Source organism: Pseudoduganella sp. UC29_106, assembly GCF_044055365.1.
Taxonomy (GTDB): domain Bacteria; phylum Pseudomonadota; class Gammaproteobacteria; order Burkholderiales; family Burkholderiaceae_D; genus Rugamonas.
This window is the reverse complement of sequence record NZ_CP171977.1, coordinates 3,046,732-3,063,669: the sequence shown is the minus strand read 5'-3', so window position 1 is coordinate 3,063,669 and position 16,938 is coordinate 3,046,732. Positions and strand designations below refer to the sequence as shown.

Sequence of the window (16,938 nt, the reverse complement as noted above, 5' to 3'; positions counted from 1 at the left end):
GCCCGGCGCTGGCAGCGCCGCTAAACAGCAATGCAAGTATCTAATGGTAGCGCAATCATTTATTGTTAGCCTCCTCAGACCAAGCATGTTTGCGCAATCTAAACGTTTTGAAAACTAGTTTATCGTATTGTATCTTTTGGACAACGATCAGTTACATCCCGTTTGACCAGCCATTGCGAACGCGCCAATATTGCAATTGTTAGCGCTATTCATTTCATGATTGAAAATGATGAATGGCCTGACAACACACCAAAGAAATAACGCGCCAATGATGCGCGGTCATCAAAAAAACAGGAGACAACAATGCAACAAAACACCAAGAGCGCCGCGAGGCGCAAGCGAAGCTGTGGGCGCGAGGTTTTCGTAACCACGGTGATCGCAGGGCTGGTTTCCAGCGCCTATGCCCAGTCCGAGCAGCCCACCCCTGGCAATGTCGTGACAGTGTCCGGCTACCGAAGCTCCCTCGCCCTCTCCGCCAACGAAAAGCGCGAAAACATCGGCCTGAGCGACACCATATTCTCCGAGGACATCGGCAAGTTCCCCGACCCGAATATCGCCGACGCCCTGTCCCGCGTTCCCGGCGTGACCGTACGCCGTGCGGAAATCGACGGCGAGGGCCTGAACATCTCCATCCGCGGCATGGGCGCCGCCTTTACCCGCGTGCTGCTGAACGGCGCGCCGATGGCGTCCGCATCCGCGGGCAGCTGGGGCGGTTCCATCAGCGCCAACCGCGAAGTGGACATGGACGTCCTGCCGTCCGAACTGTTCCGCAGCGCGAGCGTCTACAAGAGCCAGCAGGCCAGCCTGATCGAAGGCGGCATTGCCGGCACCGTGAATATGCGCAGCGTACGCCCCTTCGACAAGGCCGGCCTGCGCTCCGTGTTCACCCTGAGCGGCAACTACCGCGACCTGCACGACAAATGGGGTTCGACCGGCTCGGGCCTGATCAGCAATACCTGGAACAGCGCCGAATGGGGCAAGTTCGGCGCCCTGACCGGCGTGGCATGGGGCTCGACCCGCTACAAGACCGATGGATTCCAGACCGTCGACATGCGCAACCTGCAGCTGAAAGGCTTCCAGGCCAACGCTGCCGATAACCCCAACAACACCGGTGGCGGCTCCCAGTCCACGCCGGACACCGTACCGTCCGGCCTCGCGCTGAGCGCCCTGCCCGAATACGCCCGCTCCATCCTGGTGCCGGGCAAGCAGATCGACCGCGCCATGCTGCTCGCGCTGAACCCTGGCGCCAACATCAAGCAGATCGACAACGCCCTGATGGGCCGCCTGGGCCGCCACCTGCTGTATGAAGGCCATCGCCAACGCGCCGGAGAAGTCATCAGCCTGCAATGGCAACCGAACCACCAGTGGGACTTCTACTTCGATTCGCTGTTCGCGCAGAAGAAGAACAACATGGTCTACGAGGCGATGAACGCCGGCACGCGCGCCAACACCGTGATCCCGATCGGCATGGAATTCGACCGCAGCGATTGCACGGTCGGCTGCGTGCTGACAAAGGCCACTTTCGCCAACACTTTCTGGTCGCTGGAATACCGGCCGATGGAAGAAAAGACCATCTTCCGCAGCTTCAATCCCGGTTTCGAATGGCGCCCGAGCGACCAGTGGACCGTGGACGGCCACTTCAACGCCACCAAGAGCACCTTCCACCGCGACATGCCGACGGTGCTGCTGGCTACCAGGTCGCCGAACTCCGTCATCAACTATGACAACACGACTCCGGGCCAGACACCGAACTACAGCGGTAACCTGGACGTGAACGATCCGAACAACTTCGGCTGGTACCAGGCGGGCCAGGGCCTCTCCGGCCTGCGCATGGACCTGTACGAGCGTACCAACGAAACCAAGGGTTCGCGCTTCAATATCAACTGGGGCGACAACGATTTCGCCATCAAGATCGGCGGCTCCTGGGACGACATCGAGCGCCGCTACCGCAGCTATTCCGTGGCCGACGCGTGGATGAACGTCACTTGCGGCAACAATATGAACTACCGCTTCATGCAGCCCAACACGCAGATCCGCCAGCCTGGCTGCGATGGCCGCGTGGCGCCGGGTCCGGTGACGGATGTGAAGACGGCGTATCCCGGCTTCGGCACCGGTTCAAGCGCCGGGGCGGGTCCATTGACCTATCTCGGCTCGGTGATCCCGAATTCCGCAGTTCCGAACTATGCGAAGGCATCGGATCACGGCTACATCACGGTGGACTGGAACAAGTTCGCGGCGGACACGGACTACCAGTACTTCCGCGACAATATCTACAAGGGCTTCCAGAACGGCAGCGGCGGTTATATCCGCGAAGTCGTCAGCGCTGCTTACGCGGAAACCAACGGCCGTGCCGAGCTGCTGGGCCGCACCCTGCGCTACAACGCGGGCGTGCGCTACGCCCGCACCAAGCAGACCATCGGCCAGCTGACCGTGGGCGTCGATCCGCGCAACGGCACCTTGCAGAACGGCGGCCTGCACGACAGCATCCCGATCTGGACTTACGAGACTACGTACTACAACAACACCCTGCCTTCGGCCACGCTGGCCTACAATCTCACGCCATCGCTGATTGCCCGTGCTTCCGGCTCCAAGTCCCTGACCCGCGCCAACCCGGCCGACCTGCGACAGACCCAGCTCACACTGGGCGACCAGGGCGCGCGCCAGGGTTCGGTGACCAATCCGAAGCTGAAGCCCTTCGAGGCGAACAACCTGGACCTCGCGCTGGAGTACTACTTCACGCGTGAAGCCTATGTGTCCGCCAGCGCCTTCGCCAAGGACATCACCAGCCGTCCGGGCCAGCGCATCACCACTTACTCGCTGGCGCAACTGGACCAGATGTTCGGCACCATCGGCCTGACCGCCGCGCAGCAGCAGGCCGTGGATGCCAGCGGCGGCCGCGACAAGCACCTGGTCGAAATCACCGAGCCATACAACATCGACACCAAGCTGAAAGTGCGCGGCATCGAGCTGACCTGGCAGCAGCCGCTGGACATGCTGCCGGTGAAAGGCTTCGGCTACACCGCCAACTTCACCTACGCCAAGCAGACCGACGACGCACCGAACGCGCCGCCGGTCGCAGGCGTGCCGCCGCGCACCAACAACGTCACGCTGTACTACGAGCGTAATGGCCTGAACTTCCGCGTCCAGCGCCAGTACACTGCAGCCCACGTGGTGAACACCAGCACGGGCCTGAACGTGCCGGGCGGCGCTTATGCCTACACGACGGAGCGCAACCAGATCGACCTCTCCGCCGGCGCTAACCTGAAGCAGGTCTTCGGCTTCCGCTACAACACGGACCTGACCTTCAGCGCCTGGAACATCAACAAGGCGAAGAGCCAGACCTACACGCAGTTCAGCAACGCCATCTTCGACGAGTACAAGCCGGGCGCTAGCTACACGCTGTCCCTGCGTACCGCGTTCTAAGCAGGAAGGCCCGGCAGCGATGCCGGGCCCTTTTGTGACAATTGGTGATTGTATTTTCAATCATCCGTGTTAACTTTATTGAGATTCCTCAAACACACCCACCAAAACCGCCGGCACAGAGGGAGGTCTACATGAGCCTCAACGCAAAAGCATACGTGTCCCCAACCCTCGTACTTCTGGCGCTGGACTGGCCCGGGGCCGACGACATCCACGATTTCCTCGGTTTCGCGATCAAGCGGACGCCGGGTTTCCTGTCCAGCGATGGCCAGGCGCGCGAGCCAGAAAGCTGGCTCCCAAACCGGGTAACTTTCGACGGACCGGTACCCGAAGGGACTCCCGATGCCCCTTCCAATATCGCCCCCATCCAGAAATTCCAATGGTGGGATGCGCGGATCGAGCCAGCAGACAGGAACAAGACCTTCACTTACACGGTGTACGCGGTGCGCGGGACCCCGGCAGCTTTGCAACTTGGCCCCCAGAAAACGCTCACCGTCACGCTTCCCAACCATATCGAGGGAGGCATCGGCACCTGGTTCAATCGGGCGGTACTAAGTTCACAGGGCTTTGAGCGCAAGCTGAAAGCGATGGGTCTCGACGCCAACACTGCGCCACCACCGGAGAAAGCGCTCGCGCTCAGGGAGTGGCTGGCCAACGACCTTGAAGACGTATTCGGTACCGCGTTCCAGGGCGCCACCGATGCGGTATCCGCGATCTACCATCTGACCGACAAGCTCTGGGCCATTCCCGCTTTCAAGGGCTTCGCCACCGGCGGCAATCAATTGAGCGTGGTCTACGATGCGCACAAGCTGAAGAATGAAGATGGAACGGTTGGCGACACGCCCAACAGGGATGCGATCACTGAACTCTCCGGAGTCGCCACGTTCTACCCGCGCGACAAGACCGCCATCATGCACAACAAGTTCATCGTCACGGATTCCACCAAGGCCCCCGGCACGCCGCAGCGCGTGGTCGCCGGCTCCGCAAACTTCACGACGGGCGGCCTGACCCAGCAGGCGAACCTGCTCCACCTTTTCGAATCGCCCGCGCTGGCGGCGATCTATAACGAACGCGCCTATGACCTGCGAGACAATCCCACTAAGGGAAACACTGCCGAACTGAGTACCGGCTGGTCCGATACGGTGAGCATCGGTACCGCCAGGGTCCGCGTGTGCTTTTCCCCAGAACCGAAGGACCAGCGCACCCAGATCGATACCGTCATAGAGGCGATCGAAAACGCAAAGAGCTCCGTTCTCTTCTGCATCTTCACGCCGACGGACGTGGCGCTACGCAAGGCCTGCTTTGATGCTGGCGACAAGGGTCTGATGATGTACGGGCTGGTGAACAACATCTCCCCGGACTCGGCGCGCGCAGCCGAGCAGGCGGAAGCGAACGGCGAAACGCTCGCCTCACCAAGACTCGCCAATATGGAGCTGTATCACCGGAACCAGAACGAAAAGGACGTGATCGAAGGCAGCTACTTCTCCCGCACCACCGCGCCACAAGGCTTCGAAACCGAACGGCGCTACTTCCCCGGCGAGAAGCCTTCGAAAATTCCGCCCGTGGTCATCCACCACAAATTCATCATCATCGATGCCGAAACGAGCAACCCGGTGGTTTATACCGGCTCGGCCAATATGAGCGAAAACTCGGAGCACAACAACGACGAGAACCTGCTGGAGATCCGCGACAAGCGCATTGCCCGCATATACCTGGCGGAATTCATGCGCCTGTATGAGCACTACCGGGCGCGAGCCATCTTCATCAAGCAAAAGGAGCAGGCATTGCTAGGCAATCCTGCTCCCAAACAAAAGCTCAAGCTGCAACCGAATTCAGGCTGGGCCAAAAAGTACTACGTGGACGGCTCGCCTGAATCGAAGGCACGCCAGGCCATGACCTGAACGTCATTCCTCCTCGTGGAATGCCTCCTCGCGCTTCCTGCGCAAGGTCGGCGACATCACGACGGCCAGCGCAGCCACCGCCAGTGCCAGCATCGTGGCGCTGATCGGGCGCGTGACGAAGACAGTCGGGTCGCTGTGCGACAGCAGCAGCGCGCGGCGCAGGTATTCCTCCATCATCGGGCCGATGATAAAGCCCAGCAGCATCGGCGCCGGCTCCAGATCGAGCTTGGCGCAGATGTAGCCGAACAGGCCGAAGAGCGCCATCAGGTAGACGTCGAACTCCGCGTTATTCAGGCTGAACACGCCGATCGCGCAGAACATCAGGATGGCCGGATAAAGGCGGTGATACGGCACCATGATCATCTTCACCCACAGCCCGATCATCGGCAGGTTCAGCACGACGAGGAAGAAGTTACCGATCCACATGGAGACGATCAGGCCCCAGAACAGCGCCGGCTGTTCGGTCATCACGGCCGGTCCGGGCTGGATACCCTGGATGATCATGGCGCCGATCATCAGCGCCATCACGGGATTGGATGGAATACCCAGCGTCAGCATTGGAATGAAGGAAGTCTGCGCACCGGCGTTGTTGGCCGATTCGGGGGCGGCCACGCCTTCGATTGCGCCCTTGCCGAATTGCGCCGAGTTCCTCGAGACTTTCTTCTCGATGGAATAGGAAGCGAAGGACGCCAGCATGGCCCCGCCGCCGGGAAGTATGCCCAGCGCGGAACCGAGCACCGTGCCGCGCACCACCGGCGCGATAATGCGCTTGAAGTCCTCCTTGCTCAGCATCAGGCCGGACACTTTCTTCATCAGCAGCGAGCGCGATTCATCATGTTCCAGGTTGCGCACAATCTCGCCGATGCCGAACATGCCCATCGCCACGATCACGAAGTTGATGCCGTCGGCCAGCTGCGGCAGGTCGAAGGTATAGCGCGCCGCGCCCGAGTTCACGTCGGTGCCGACCAGGCCCAGGATCAGGCCCAGGATGACCATGCCGATGGCGTTCAGCAGCGAGCCGCTGGCCAGCACCACGGACGCCACAAGGCCCAGCACCATCAGCGAAAAGTATTCGGCAGGTCCGAACTTCAGGGCCAGATCGGCGAGCGGCGGCGCGAACAGCGCGAGCAGCACAGTCGCCACGGTACCCGCGAAGAAGGACCCGATCGCGGCAGTCGCCAGGGCCTTGCCGGCATGGCCCTGGCGCGCCATCTGGTAGCCGTCGATCGCTGTGACCACCGATGATGATTCGCCCGGTAGGTTGACCAGGATGGCCGTGGTGGAGCCGCCATACTGTGCGCCGTAATAGATACCGGCCAGCATGATCAGCGCCGAAATCGGCGGCAGGCCGAAAGTGGCCGGCAGCAGCATGGCGATCGTGGCGACGGGCCCGAGTCCCGGCAGCACGCCGACGGCCGTGCCGACGAAGACGCCGATCAGGCAGTACAAAAGGTTGGTCAGCGTGAAGGCGGTTTCCAGGCCGAGTCCGAGGTTTGCGAAGATTTCCATGTCCCCTCCTCCTTAGAAACCGAGCCAGGGGCCGAGAATCGGCATCGGCAAGCCAAGCAGCTTGACGAAGACCACGACCGCAAACACGGCAAGGCCGATCGCAATCAGCAGCGACGGGCCCCAGGTGAATTTAGGGCTGGCGTAGGCGCTGACCAGCACCACGGCCAGGATGGCGGGAACCAGCCCGGCGTCGCGCATCAGGAAGCCGAACAGCAGCACGGCGACCAGGACCAGCAGCAGGTTCTTGATGTAGAAACGGCCGATCGCTTCGCCGGGACGGGCGAAGGAGCGGATCATGGCGATCACGCCGATGACGGCCAGTATGCCGCCCAGGATGGTCGGGAAATAGCCGGGGCCCATGCGGCCGGCGGTGCCCATCGTATAGTCGCGGCCAATGATGACGGCGGCAAGGCCCATGCAAAGGAAGATAACGCCGGTCCAAAAGTCTTTCGGATGACGGATGAAGGCAGGCACGTGAAAGTCCCCTCTTTGGTGTTTTTATGTTTATGTGAGACGCCGCGCGGTGAATGCTACCACGCGGCGCTGTGCTGCTTAGTCGGCGTAGACGCCGGCCTTGGCGATGATCGGGTTCCAGCGCTCGATCTCCGACTTCAGGTGGGCACGCAGCGCTTCCGGCGTGGCGCGGTTATCGGCCACCGGTTCCGTGCCCAGGTCGGCAAAACGCTGCTTCACGACCGGGTCTTTCAATGCCACCTGCAGCGCGCCGGACAGCGTGTCCACCACCTGCTTCGGCGTGCCCTTCGGCGCATACAGGCCGTGCCACACCGCCACTTCAAAGGACGGCAGGCCCGATTCGTTCAGCGTCGGCAAGTCCGGCAAGGCGGCAACGCGCGTCTTGGTGGTCACGCCATAAGCCCTGATCTTGCCGCCCTTGATCTGGCTCGTGGTGTTGGTGGTCTGATCGCACATGAAGTCCACCTGGCCGCCCAGCAGGTCGTTCATCGCTGGACCGGTGCCCTTGTATGGCACGGTGGTCAGGTCGGTGCCGATGGCCGTCATGAACAGCATGCCGCACAAGTGGGAAGCCGAGCCCACGCCAGCGTTCGCGTAAGTGACCTTGGCCTTGTTGGCCTTGATATAGGCCAGCATTTCCTTGAAGTCCCTGGCAGGGAAATCCTTACGCGCAACTACGGTCATTCGGCACGTCCGTCACCAGGCCGACCGGCTCGAAACTGTCGATCGCGTTATAGGTCAGCTTGCGGTACAGGGACGGCGCGGTCGAGTGGCCGATGTGGTGCAGGAAGATGGTGTAGCCATCCGGTGCGGCCTTGGCCGCGCGCGCGGCGCCAATGGTGCCGCCGGCGCCGCCCACGTTTTCCACGATAATCGTCTGCTTCATCTTCGTGCCCATCGACTGCGCGATCAGGCGCGCCACCGTATCGGTCGGGCCGCCGGCCGCGAACGGCACGATCATGGTGATGGTCTTGGTCGGATAGGTCTGTGCATGGGCGGCCAGCGCACTACCCAGCATGGCCAGAACGGCGGCGGAACGCAGTACTGTGAACTTCATTGAGTGTCTCCCTCTCTCTGGTTCATTTATGGAATATTGCTACGAAAGATATCTATATATCTACGTAATATTACTTGTACCAAGCCCTTAGCCCACGAGCAATTGTGGGAAACCGCAATTCGACGGGCGTACTGTCGATTAAATAGTGACCGACGATAGCAAAAATTCATCGTTCTCCTTCTTTCGTTTCGTGCTAACTTTAAATCTTGCCGCGCGATTATGATGACGATTCGACATCGGCAGGCTCAACCCGTCAGCACAGAAGAGTTCCATGATCTCTATATTGCGAGCGTTGTTGGCATTCATCATCGCCGCCGTGGTGCATTGCGCCTGGGCGGATGAGGCACGCAGTACTGACGCACCGCCCCAGGTCGAACTCCGCAAGCTCGCTCTCGTCATTGGCAACGCCGCCTACCGCAACGCCCGCCCCCTGGAAAACTCGGCCAACGACGCAACGGATGTGTGCGCCGCCCTGCGCCAGCTGAACTTTGAGGTCATCTGCAAGCTGAATCTGGCCACGAAACGCGAGTTCAAGGATGCGATTTTCGAATTCACCGGCCGGACCAATGACCAGACACTCGCCCTGTTCTATTTCGCCGGCCACGGGCTGCAGATCGATGGACTGAACTACCTTGTGCCAACGGATGCGGCCTTAAGGACCAAGAGCGATATCGAGGACGAGAGCGTCCAGATCAATTACCTGATGTCCGAACTGGAAAGCCGCCATGCGGCGCTGAATATTTTCCTGTTCGACGCCTGCCGGGATAACCCCTTCGTCAGCCCGATCCGGGGTTATGCTCCGCGCCTTGGCATGGCTTCGCAGCTCTACACGCCCAGCAACACCATCCTGGCGATGTCCACCGGGCCAGGCCAGCTGTCGCTTGACGGCATCGGCCGCAATGGAACCTTCACGAAAAATCTTTTGAAGCATATCAACACGCCGCGGATCACGGTGGAGGACATGCTGAAATCGGTCAGCGGCGGCACCAGCGAAGAGGCGCGCCGCTACGGCCGCCAGCAACTGCCGCAAATCACGACGTCTTATACGGACCGCTACTGCATGGCGGGATGCGTCGAGACGCCTCTGGTCACCGGCGACCCGCAAGTCGCTTCGAAAACACAGGAACTCAAGGCTCTGCAGGAAATGATCGTGCAGACCAAAGCCAAGCAGGCGGAACTCGATGAGCAAAAGACCGCTCTGCTGAAAAAGCAGACCGAGATCGACCAGATCAAGCTCGGCGTCGAGCGCACCCAGCAACAGCGAAGCGCCGAAGCAAAAGCGATTGACGCCGACATCGACCAGGCCAGGTCAAAAGCGCTGGAACTGGAGGCGATCAAGACAACGCTGTTGAAGAAGCAGGAGGAATTGAATCAAATGCGCGATGCGTTAAATGCGCAACAAGCCAGCATAGAAATGAAGAATAAAGAGATACAGACCCGTAAAATCGAAGCACCGCCGGATCCTAAATCCAAGCGCCCCATCATCATCATCCCCTCCTTCTAACTCGCATCATTGACCGCGTGGAGCATGAAGTGAAAATGACCAAAAATAATGTCCTTCTACTTGCAACGCTCACCAGCATCATCAATCCAACCATCAGCTTCGCCCAGGACGAAACCGAGTCCAGGCGCGGTATCTGTCGGCCTTAGAGTATGGAGTGCTTCATGGGCCACGGCCTTGCCCAGCACGCAGGCCGGATTCGGACCTACCCTTCCACCCACACCCGCACTTGGCGAGGCATTGGACTTCGTTGACGGCAGACATAAGACGACCGTCATCCCGAGCTTGTCCATGCGCAAGGATCAGTTCTTATTATCCGCCAGCTACGCGCGATACTCGTCGGATTTCTTCGCATCAAACGCGGTCATTCCCACCGTTATTCCGGGGTCGCCCAACATCGTTACCTCCCGTTCCGACCATGTCACACGCAAGGAAAGCGACGTCACCGCCGGATACTTCGTGGTACCCAACGTCGCGGTAAGCCTTGGCTTCAAGTACGCCACTGAAGACCGCAGCTACTCATTTGCCGGCGCTGCTCCCGTTCCTTTTGTCGACAATACCGTACGCGTGATACTGCTTGGCGTCTCGGCGGCCTTCCCCATTTACGACAGACTGTCTCTGACGGGGCAACTTGCCTATGGTCCGGGGCGTGCCAAAACACGCTACCTCAACCTGGCCAACCCGCCGGACACGAATAATACGCGCTATGCAATCAGCGAACTCGGCGTCAGTTATGCGCTCGGCATGGAAAGCGCATATTTCCGCGGAGCGAGCATCGGACTGGGCTATCGATCCCAGGTCGTCAGGACCAAGGGCACCGGCCCGGCACGCGATAGCCGCCGCATATATCGCGACGAGCGCGAAGGGATTGTCGCGAGTCTGAATGTCGCGATTTAGCTGCGGCCGCACGCACATTCTCACCGGCGCAACATGGTGAGAATGTGTGAGAATTACCGAATCTCATCGGATGTACTATCGTTAGAGAAGAGACTGCTCACCCTTAGGCTCACTGAAGGCGTCGACACTACCGTATGAGCGAGCCACCAGACAATGACCCGGCCATGACCTCTCCGAATACGGAGACGGATCCGCTTCACGATCCATCGGCATTGCTGGAAAGCGGGAATAACGCCCTGCCCGCGGGCACCCACCTGGGTGAATTCGAGATCGCCGGCCTGATCGGGGAAGGCGGATTCGGCATCGTCTACCGTGCCTATGACCATTCCCTGCAGCGCATCGTCGCGCTGAAGGAATACATGCCGTCGGCCCTTGCCTCCCACGCGAAGACTACGCATGTCACGGTCAAGTCGCCGCGGCACGCGTCCACTTTCCAGGCCGGCCTTCGCAGTTTCGTCAACGAGGCACGCCTGCTCGCTCAGTTCGATCACCCTTCTCTGGTCAAGGTCTACCGCTTCTGGGAAGCGAATGGCACGGCCTATATGGTGATGCCCTTCTACCAGGGACCGACACTCAAGCAATACCTGCGCGCACGCGCAACGCCTCCCGACGAGGCGTGGCTGAAAGCCTTTCTGGCGCCCTTGCTGGATGCGCTGGATATTATCCACCACGAACAATGCTTTCACCGCGACATAGCCCCTGACAACATCCTGATCCTCCAGGATGGCCGCCCGCTGCTGCTGGACTTCGGCGCCGCGCGGCGCGCCATTGCAGGCAAAGCCAACACCTTCACCGTCATCCTCAAGCAGGGTTACGCGCCGGTCGAGCAATACGCGGCAAGCCGCACGATAGCGCAAGGCCCATGGACCGACATCTATGCGCTGGCCTCCGTCGTCTACCTCGCAATCACCGGCCACCAACCCGTGCCTTCCGTTGCGCGCGTGGTCGACGATCCCCATGTGCCGCTCGAAAAGAAGGTAGCCGGAAAATACAGCCCGGAATTCCTGCGGGCGATAGATTTCGCACTCAGCGTGAAACCGGAAAGCCGGCCACAGAGCATCGCGGAGCTTCGGTCGCTGCTCAAACTGACGAGCGGGAATACGAATCAGGGGGCGGATACCCAAAACGGCCAAGCCTGCGCCGGCAAAGCACCATCACAAGTTCTACGCGGGGGCCGCTGCCATTGCAGCCATCGCAGCAATTGTTGCGGTCGCGGCCGTTTTCCTGCCACGCAGGGACAATGCCCCGGCGCCTGCCGCCGCACACGCCCCCGTCAACGCGGTCTTCGATCCGGTCCAGGCGCTGGACGACGTGTTCCAGGCACGCAACCGCAACCACGCGGTGACGGTATCGATCGACCAGGCCCAGGTGAAAATCGGCGTGGAGAAGCTGAAGTTCTCCATTCGCTCGTCGAAGCCTGGCTATGTCTACGTGCTGATGGTGGGGACCAGCCGCTCCGATTTCTGGCTCATGTTCCCCAATGCGATCGATGCCAATAACCACATCGAAGCCAACGAGGAGCTCGACGTGCCGCGCGCGAAGTGGCATATGATTGCGAGCGGGCCGCCTGGAACCAATCAGTTTGTGGCGATCGTCTCGGACTCGCCGCGGGATTTCCAGGATACCGGCCTGAAGCGGCTCGACCGTTTCGCCGAATTCCCGCTCGCCTCGGCCGCGCAGCTGCAGCGGGCGCACACCGGAAAGACGCCGCTCTATGCAGGAAAAGCCAAGTGCGAGCCGGGGCGAACGGCGTGCTCCGAGGCCTACGGAGCCGCCGTCTTCTCGATCGGAGAATACCGCTAAAGGCTGGCTACTGCGCCAGATTGACGATGGTCACACGCCGGTTCTCCGGCGCGATCGGATTGGCCTTGTTGATCAACTCACGATCGCCCTTGCCGACCGCATCCAGGCGGCCATTCTCGACGTGGGTACTCTTCACCAGGTATTGCCGCACCGATTCCGCCCTGGCTTGCGACAGGTGAAGATTCGCATCGGGCGCGCCGCGCGGGTCTGCATGGCCTTCGATCGCGAAGCGGAACGGCGCCAGTCTTTCCGAGCTCAGGGCCTTGCCCACCACATCCAGCGACTGCTTTGCCCGCTGGGTCAGATTGGCGGAATTGGTCTCGAAAGTGATCAACAAGGCCGCACTGGCTTGTGCGGTGGCCGCGCCTCCCGGCGGACTATCCGCCATGACGCGGATACTGCGCGTCTTCATTTCCGTAGGGGGCGCCAGTGCGTCTATCAGCGCGCTTTCTGTGATGTCCTGCGGCTTTAACACCTTTCCGTTCTGGGACTGGGCCAGGAACGGTACGGCAGCCAGGGAAATCATGAGGACTACATTTTTCATATTCATCTTGCCCTCCTCTGCGAATATACGCATCCCATAAAGTATAGGAACGCCTCTTCGCACTGCCAAGGCTCAAATGACCCTGGCGTGGGCTTTGCAGGACACGGCAAGGGCGGAATAATTGTCCTGTTCCTCGCCGCCATGCGCAATGACCAGGCTCTCAAGCCGCCTCAGCCAATCTTCCTGCGACGCCGACGACTGCAGCGCCTGCTCCATCTGGGTTTCGTCGACATGCTCCCAGAACCCGTCCGTGCAAAGAAGGAATACGTCGCCATCCTGCACAGCAAACGCTGTGGCTTCGATGCACGGTTCAAATCCGTTGGCACCGCCCAGCGCGGCAAGCAGCAGATTCCGTTGCGGCGAACCGCGTACTTCCCCGGACGGCAGGTAGCCCGCGTCCACCATGGTTTGCAGGACACTATGGTCGCGCGTCTGCAGCAGGATGCGCTGATTGCGGAAGCAATAAAGGCGGGTATCGCCGACATGCCCCCAGATCGCCGTGCCGATTTCAGAGTCAATCGCAAGAACCACGACGGTAGCGTGCATCTCGGCAAACTGCGGCGTCTGGCGCTGGGCCTCGACGATGGCTGCGTTTGCGGCTCGCAAAGCGCCGGCGATACTGTCCACGCTGCAAACTGGATTGCGCTGAAAAAATTCAAGCGCTTCCTTGACCGCCAGCTTCGACGCATAGTCGCCGCCCGAATGGCCGCCAGCTCCATCGGATAGCGCGAGAAAACAGTTGTTATGGTTAGGCCAAAAGCCGTATGCATCCTGATTGGTGGGTCGCCCGCCGGTCCGGGACAGCACGGATATTGTGAGCTCCATCGCGGTTCGGGTCAGGGTTCGGCATCCCTGCCCGTTTGCGCCAGCTTGTCCAGCTGGGCATGGTAGGCCTTCAGGAACGCGCGGCCGAACAAGGTATGGAACTCGTCCTCGGCCTCCTTAGTAAGGGCGGAATGCATCTCGGTGTACAAACCCCAAAGCCTGGCTTTACGGTTTAGGGGCAGCACGGAATCGAGGATACTTTTCTCGGTGAGGCGCTTTTCAAGCGACTCCGGATCGAATCGCCTGAGCACCTGCGGCAGCGCCGCGCGCATGCCCGCCATGAAGGCAAACTGATGAGCGCGCAAATCGTCGTAGGCATCCCTGATCGCGTCCAGCGGCGGCATGAAGCCCGTACCGCGCGGCGCCAGCAAATGGGCAAGCGCAACTTCCACATTGGGCGAGAACTTGAGCGGGTTATTGTTATCGCGCGGCTCCATCATGGTGACCTCCGCCCGCATCTCCCACTTGATCAAGGTTCGGGCCAACAGCAAGTCCAGCGTGCCCTGCGCCGACTCGCGCAATAGCTGGCCCAGCATATGCATGAGCTCCGGCGTGAGCGGGCCCTTCATGTGCAGATCAGGCACGCCTGCGCCGGCCAGGAAGGCGTGCAATAAGTCCTGCTCTGTTGTCCTGGTTGCCGCCGCCGGGGCTGGCGCCATGCCGGGTGCGCCTGGAGCTGCCTTGTGTGGCGACTGCACCACCATTGTCCTGATGCCGTCGCTGCTTTCCGTCTCATCGGTCTCATGCCACGAGACGACCATGCTTTTCGGCGCAGGGACGCTGCGCCGTGCACCAACGGTCACCAGCGGATCGGCCCTTTGCCTGCCCGCTTTCTGGCCAGCAGGCTTATCCTCAGCCACTTTCAGGGTATAGGCGCCGATGCACAAATTGTCCCCATCCGACAGGTCCGCTTCGTTGCCGCGCCCCAGTGGTTTGCCGTTCACATAAACCGGGGATGCGCTGCTGATGTCGCGAATAATATAGCTGCCGTTCTGGAAAACGATCATCGCGTGCATGCGTGATACGTGACGATGCGGATCAGGCAAGACCAGCGCATTCCCGTCGGCGCGACCGATCACTCCACCCGCTTCGCCAAACTCGCCATTGATGGGAGTGCTCGTGGGCTGGCCATTGTAGGAAACAGCTCTGATCGTAATCATCAGCGGCCACACCATCTCTCTGCATGGCGCCCTGTCCAACCATGCGAAAACGCTCTAAGTCAAAGAAAATGATCAGCAGAATTAATTCTAGCAGCAGTCATGGCAATAACCACAGTGGCTCCAAAAAAGACACTCGATGCTGCCGTGGGAAACCGCAATCCGGCCGTTGCAACGCACGTGTAGGATTGTACAATTGGCATGCATCTAGGGAAATTTACAGGCATGGCGGCGCCGTCCTGTTTGACGCTGTCCTGCTAGGTGGCCGACTATATCGTTTATCTGCTGGATTCGACGAGCGAACGTTTCGGCCCGTTCTTTTTCCTTTAGGTTAAAACCACGACAAGCAAGCCAGCACCGGGCGGGGGACACGAGGAAGTCGAGCGCTTGTGGTCGATGCAGAGAGCGCCCTCCTGACACGTTTGATTTGAGCAAGATCATGGACAACAAAAGCCGCGAAGGCGTCACATTGCGGTTCGTCGAGAACCTGGTGGCGAGCATGCTGCAGCGATATGGAACAGACTTCTGCCGCGCGCTCGAACGCTTGCGACTTCATGGTCCAGAAGGGAAGCAATACTTACCAGCTCGAAGTAAAGTACCTGGACCAGCCGGCGATGGCCAGATCGACCTGGCAGGACCGGCGCAATTCTGGAGCGAAGAAGCACCTGGTGCTCGTCACCGGCAATGGCGACAATGTGTTCGCCGATCCCGCGGTCGCGCCCCTGCTGCTTACCGATTACCGCACGAAATTGTCAGTGCTTGATTAGTCTTCGGCGCGGCTAATTCGTCAATGTGCGCCAGCACGCAGATTACGCGATTTTCACCCATACCGCCTGATCCGGCGCACCACCCTCCTTGCAGAACCAAAGGCTCGCGAACTCCTTCCGTCCCTGGTAACTTCGGAGACGGCAAGCAGATCGCCGATTTTGGCGTCGAGGACATTTATTGTCGTCGCGATTTTTGGAACCAATCGAACTTGCGCGTGAAACCTCGCATTGAAAATACCGGCGCGGTCACTCTCGCCGAATCCCTGCACGCCAATCGGGCCGCGTCCGTACACGCCGGTATTCCCTGTCTCTCCAATTGGCGGAAAGCGTGATTCGCCTGCAAGGCCAATAACTCCGGCAGCTCCCGGACGGCCGTCCCACAGCGGCAATGCCAACCCACCCCTTCCGACTACACCGGCGCCGGGGAATAATGGACCGCGGTCCACGTGCACGCCACGATCGCTTACTGAGGTGGCCTCGGCTTCGGCGCCGACTGCGAAGACGCCAACGCTTCCGGTCTGCTCTGACGGCGGCAGCGGCATTTTGTGCCCTCCGCCCATTGCGATGACGCCTGGGCCATGTGGTATCCGCCCGTCATTGGCCGTCATCCTGCCGCCTTGCGCCAACACGCCGGCTCCGGCCTGTTTGCCTCGCCCGGCTCTTCCCCCTATCGCGTGCACGCCCAGCCCGCCATCTCCGTTAAAGCCTCCTCCAAGCCCCACCACGCCTGTGCCTTCATCATCGGCCCCAAAACCGACGACGCCACTTCCATCCACATTGCCAACACCGTGAACGCCATCGAGTTTAACCGTTGGTTTAAGCGTGTCAGGTTGTGGTCCCACAACCACTATCGCTTTTCCGTTGAAATCGACATCCCGTTCGCTGGGGATGGCCGCAAGTACATATGTTGTACTTTCGGCCGTAGTAGGACGTCCCGCTTTAATTGGTTCATCGCTCGACATAGTGCCTCCCGGTGTAAGTAAGACGCGCGCTTAATCGCGCCCTTACTAATATAAGTCTCGTACCCAGGCGGCAAATATGTATTGGCACCGCTTCTGCGCTTCATCAACATTCAGATGAATG

Annotated in this window: 13 protein-coding genes and 1 pseudogene; 7 read left to right on the top strand and 7 right to left on the bottom strand. The window is 60.3% G+C overall.

Translation table 11 applies throughout. From position 1 onward, the window contains the following. Positions 1–303: 303 nt before the first annotated feature. Positions 304–3,423 (top strand): TonB-dependent receptor, encoded by a 3,120-nt coding sequence (locus tag ACHMW6_RS15760; protein WP_395408009.1) that lies wholly within the window; start codon positions 304–306, stop codon positions 3,421–3,423. Positions 3,424–3,554: 131 nt separating this feature from the next. Continuing rightward, positions 3,555–5,321 carry a phospholipase D-like domain-containing protein gene (locus ACHMW6_RS15755; RefSeq protein ID WP_395408008.1) on the top strand — a complete coding sequence of 589 codons (1,767 nt, stop codon included), beginning with the start codon at positions 3,555–3,557 and terminating at the stop codon, positions 5,319–5,321. Between the two features lie 3 nt (positions 5,322–5,324). On the opposite strand, the gene ACHMW6_RS15750 is transcribed toward ACHMW6_RS15755, so the two are convergent. The 3 genes and pseudogenes from ACHMW6_RS15750 to ACHMW6_RS15740 form a co-directional block, all read right to left on the bottom strand. Beyond that, positions 5,325–6,830 (bottom strand): tripartite tricarboxylate transporter permease, encoded by a 1,506-nt coding sequence (locus ACHMW6_RS15750; RefSeq protein WP_395408007.1) that lies wholly within the window; start codon positions 6,828–6,830, stop codon positions 5,325–5,327. A gap of 12 nt (positions 6,831–6,842) precedes the next feature. Continuing rightward, a complete protein-coding gene (locus tag ACHMW6_RS15745; protein ID WP_395408006.1) occupies positions 6,843–7,304 on the bottom strand; it encodes a tripartite tricarboxylate transporter TctB family protein in 462 nt (153 codons plus the stop codon). A 78-nt stretch (positions 7,305–7,382) separates the two neighbouring features. Continuing rightward, positions 7,383–8,361 (bottom strand): annotated as a pseudogene (locus ACHMW6_RS15740) (tripartite tricarboxylate transporter substrate binding protein BugD). 295 nt (positions 8,362–8,656) lie between these two features. Here ACHMW6_RS15740 and ACHMW6_RS15735 point away from each other — a divergent pair. The 4 genes from ACHMW6_RS15735 (at position 8,657) to ACHMW6_RS15720 (ending at position 12,562) form a co-directional block, all read left to right on the top strand. After that, positions 8,657–9,865 (top strand): caspase family protein, encoded by a 1,209-nt coding sequence (locus ACHMW6_RS15735; RefSeq protein WP_395408005.1) that lies wholly within the window; start codon positions 8,657–8,659, stop codon positions 9,863–9,865. Positions 9,866–10,102: 237 nt separating this feature from the next. Beyond that, the gene (locus tag ACHMW6_RS15730; protein WP_395408004.1) at positions 10,103–10,759 is read left to right on the top strand and encodes a hypothetical protein; all 657 of its coding nucleotides are present in this window, start codon (positions 10,103–10,105) and stop codon (positions 10,757–10,759) included. Between the two features lie 134 nt (positions 10,760–10,893). After that, positions 10,894–12,258, top strand: coding sequence for a serine/threonine-protein kinase (locus ACHMW6_RS15725; protein ID WP_395408003.1), 1,365 nt, complete (start codon positions 10,894–10,896; stop codon positions 12,256–12,258). Continuing rightward, positions 12,140–12,562 (top strand): DUF4384 domain-containing protein, encoded by a 423-nt coding sequence (locus ACHMW6_RS15720; RefSeq protein ID WP_395408002.1) that lies wholly within the window; start codon positions 12,140–12,142, stop codon positions 12,560–12,562. The genes ACHMW6_RS15725 and ACHMW6_RS15720 overlap by 119 nt, the downstream gene beginning before the upstream one ends. 7 nt (positions 12,563–12,569) lie before the next feature. Here ACHMW6_RS15720 and ACHMW6_RS15715 read toward each other — a convergent pair whose 3' ends face one another. The 3 genes from ACHMW6_RS15715 to tagH all read right to left on the bottom strand — a co-directional run bounded on the left by ACHMW6_RS15715 (position 12,570) and on the right by tagH (position 15,106). Further along, the gene (locus ACHMW6_RS15715; RefSeq protein WP_395408001.1) at positions 12,570–13,112 is read right to left on the bottom strand and encodes an OmpA family protein; all 543 of its coding nucleotides are present in this window, start codon (positions 13,110–13,112) and stop codon (positions 12,570–12,572) included. 66 nt (positions 13,113–13,178) lie between these two features. Beyond that, positions 13,179–13,913 carry a PP2C family protein-serine/threonine phosphatase gene (locus tag ACHMW6_RS15710; RefSeq protein WP_395408000.1) on the bottom strand — a complete coding sequence of 245 codons (735 nt, stop codon included), beginning with the start codon at positions 13,911–13,913 and terminating at the stop codon, positions 13,179–13,181. Positions 13,914–13,942: 29 nt separating this feature from the next. Beyond that, a complete protein-coding gene (gene tagH / locus ACHMW6_RS15705; protein ID WP_395407999.1) occupies positions 13,943–15,106 on the bottom strand; it encodes a type VI secretion system-associated FHA domain protein TagH in 1,164 nt (387 codons plus the stop codon). A 494-nt stretch (positions 15,107–15,600) separates the two neighbouring features. Between tagH and ACHMW6_RS15700 the strand changes: the two genes are divergently transcribed. Next, the gene (locus ACHMW6_RS15700) at positions 15,601–15,855 is read left to right on the top strand and encodes a hypothetical protein (RefSeq protein ID WP_395407998.1); all 255 of its coding nucleotides are present in this window, start codon (positions 15,601–15,603) and stop codon (positions 15,853–15,855) included. Positions 15,856–15,908: 53 nt separating this feature from the next. On the opposite strand, the gene ACHMW6_RS15695 is transcribed toward ACHMW6_RS15700, so the two are convergent. Next, complete coding sequence (locus tag ACHMW6_RS15695; protein ID WP_395407997.1) at positions 15,909–16,817, bottom strand: hypothetical protein; 909 nt, start codon at positions 16,815–16,817, stop codon at positions 15,909–15,911. Positions 16,818–16,938: the final 121 nt, after the last annotated feature.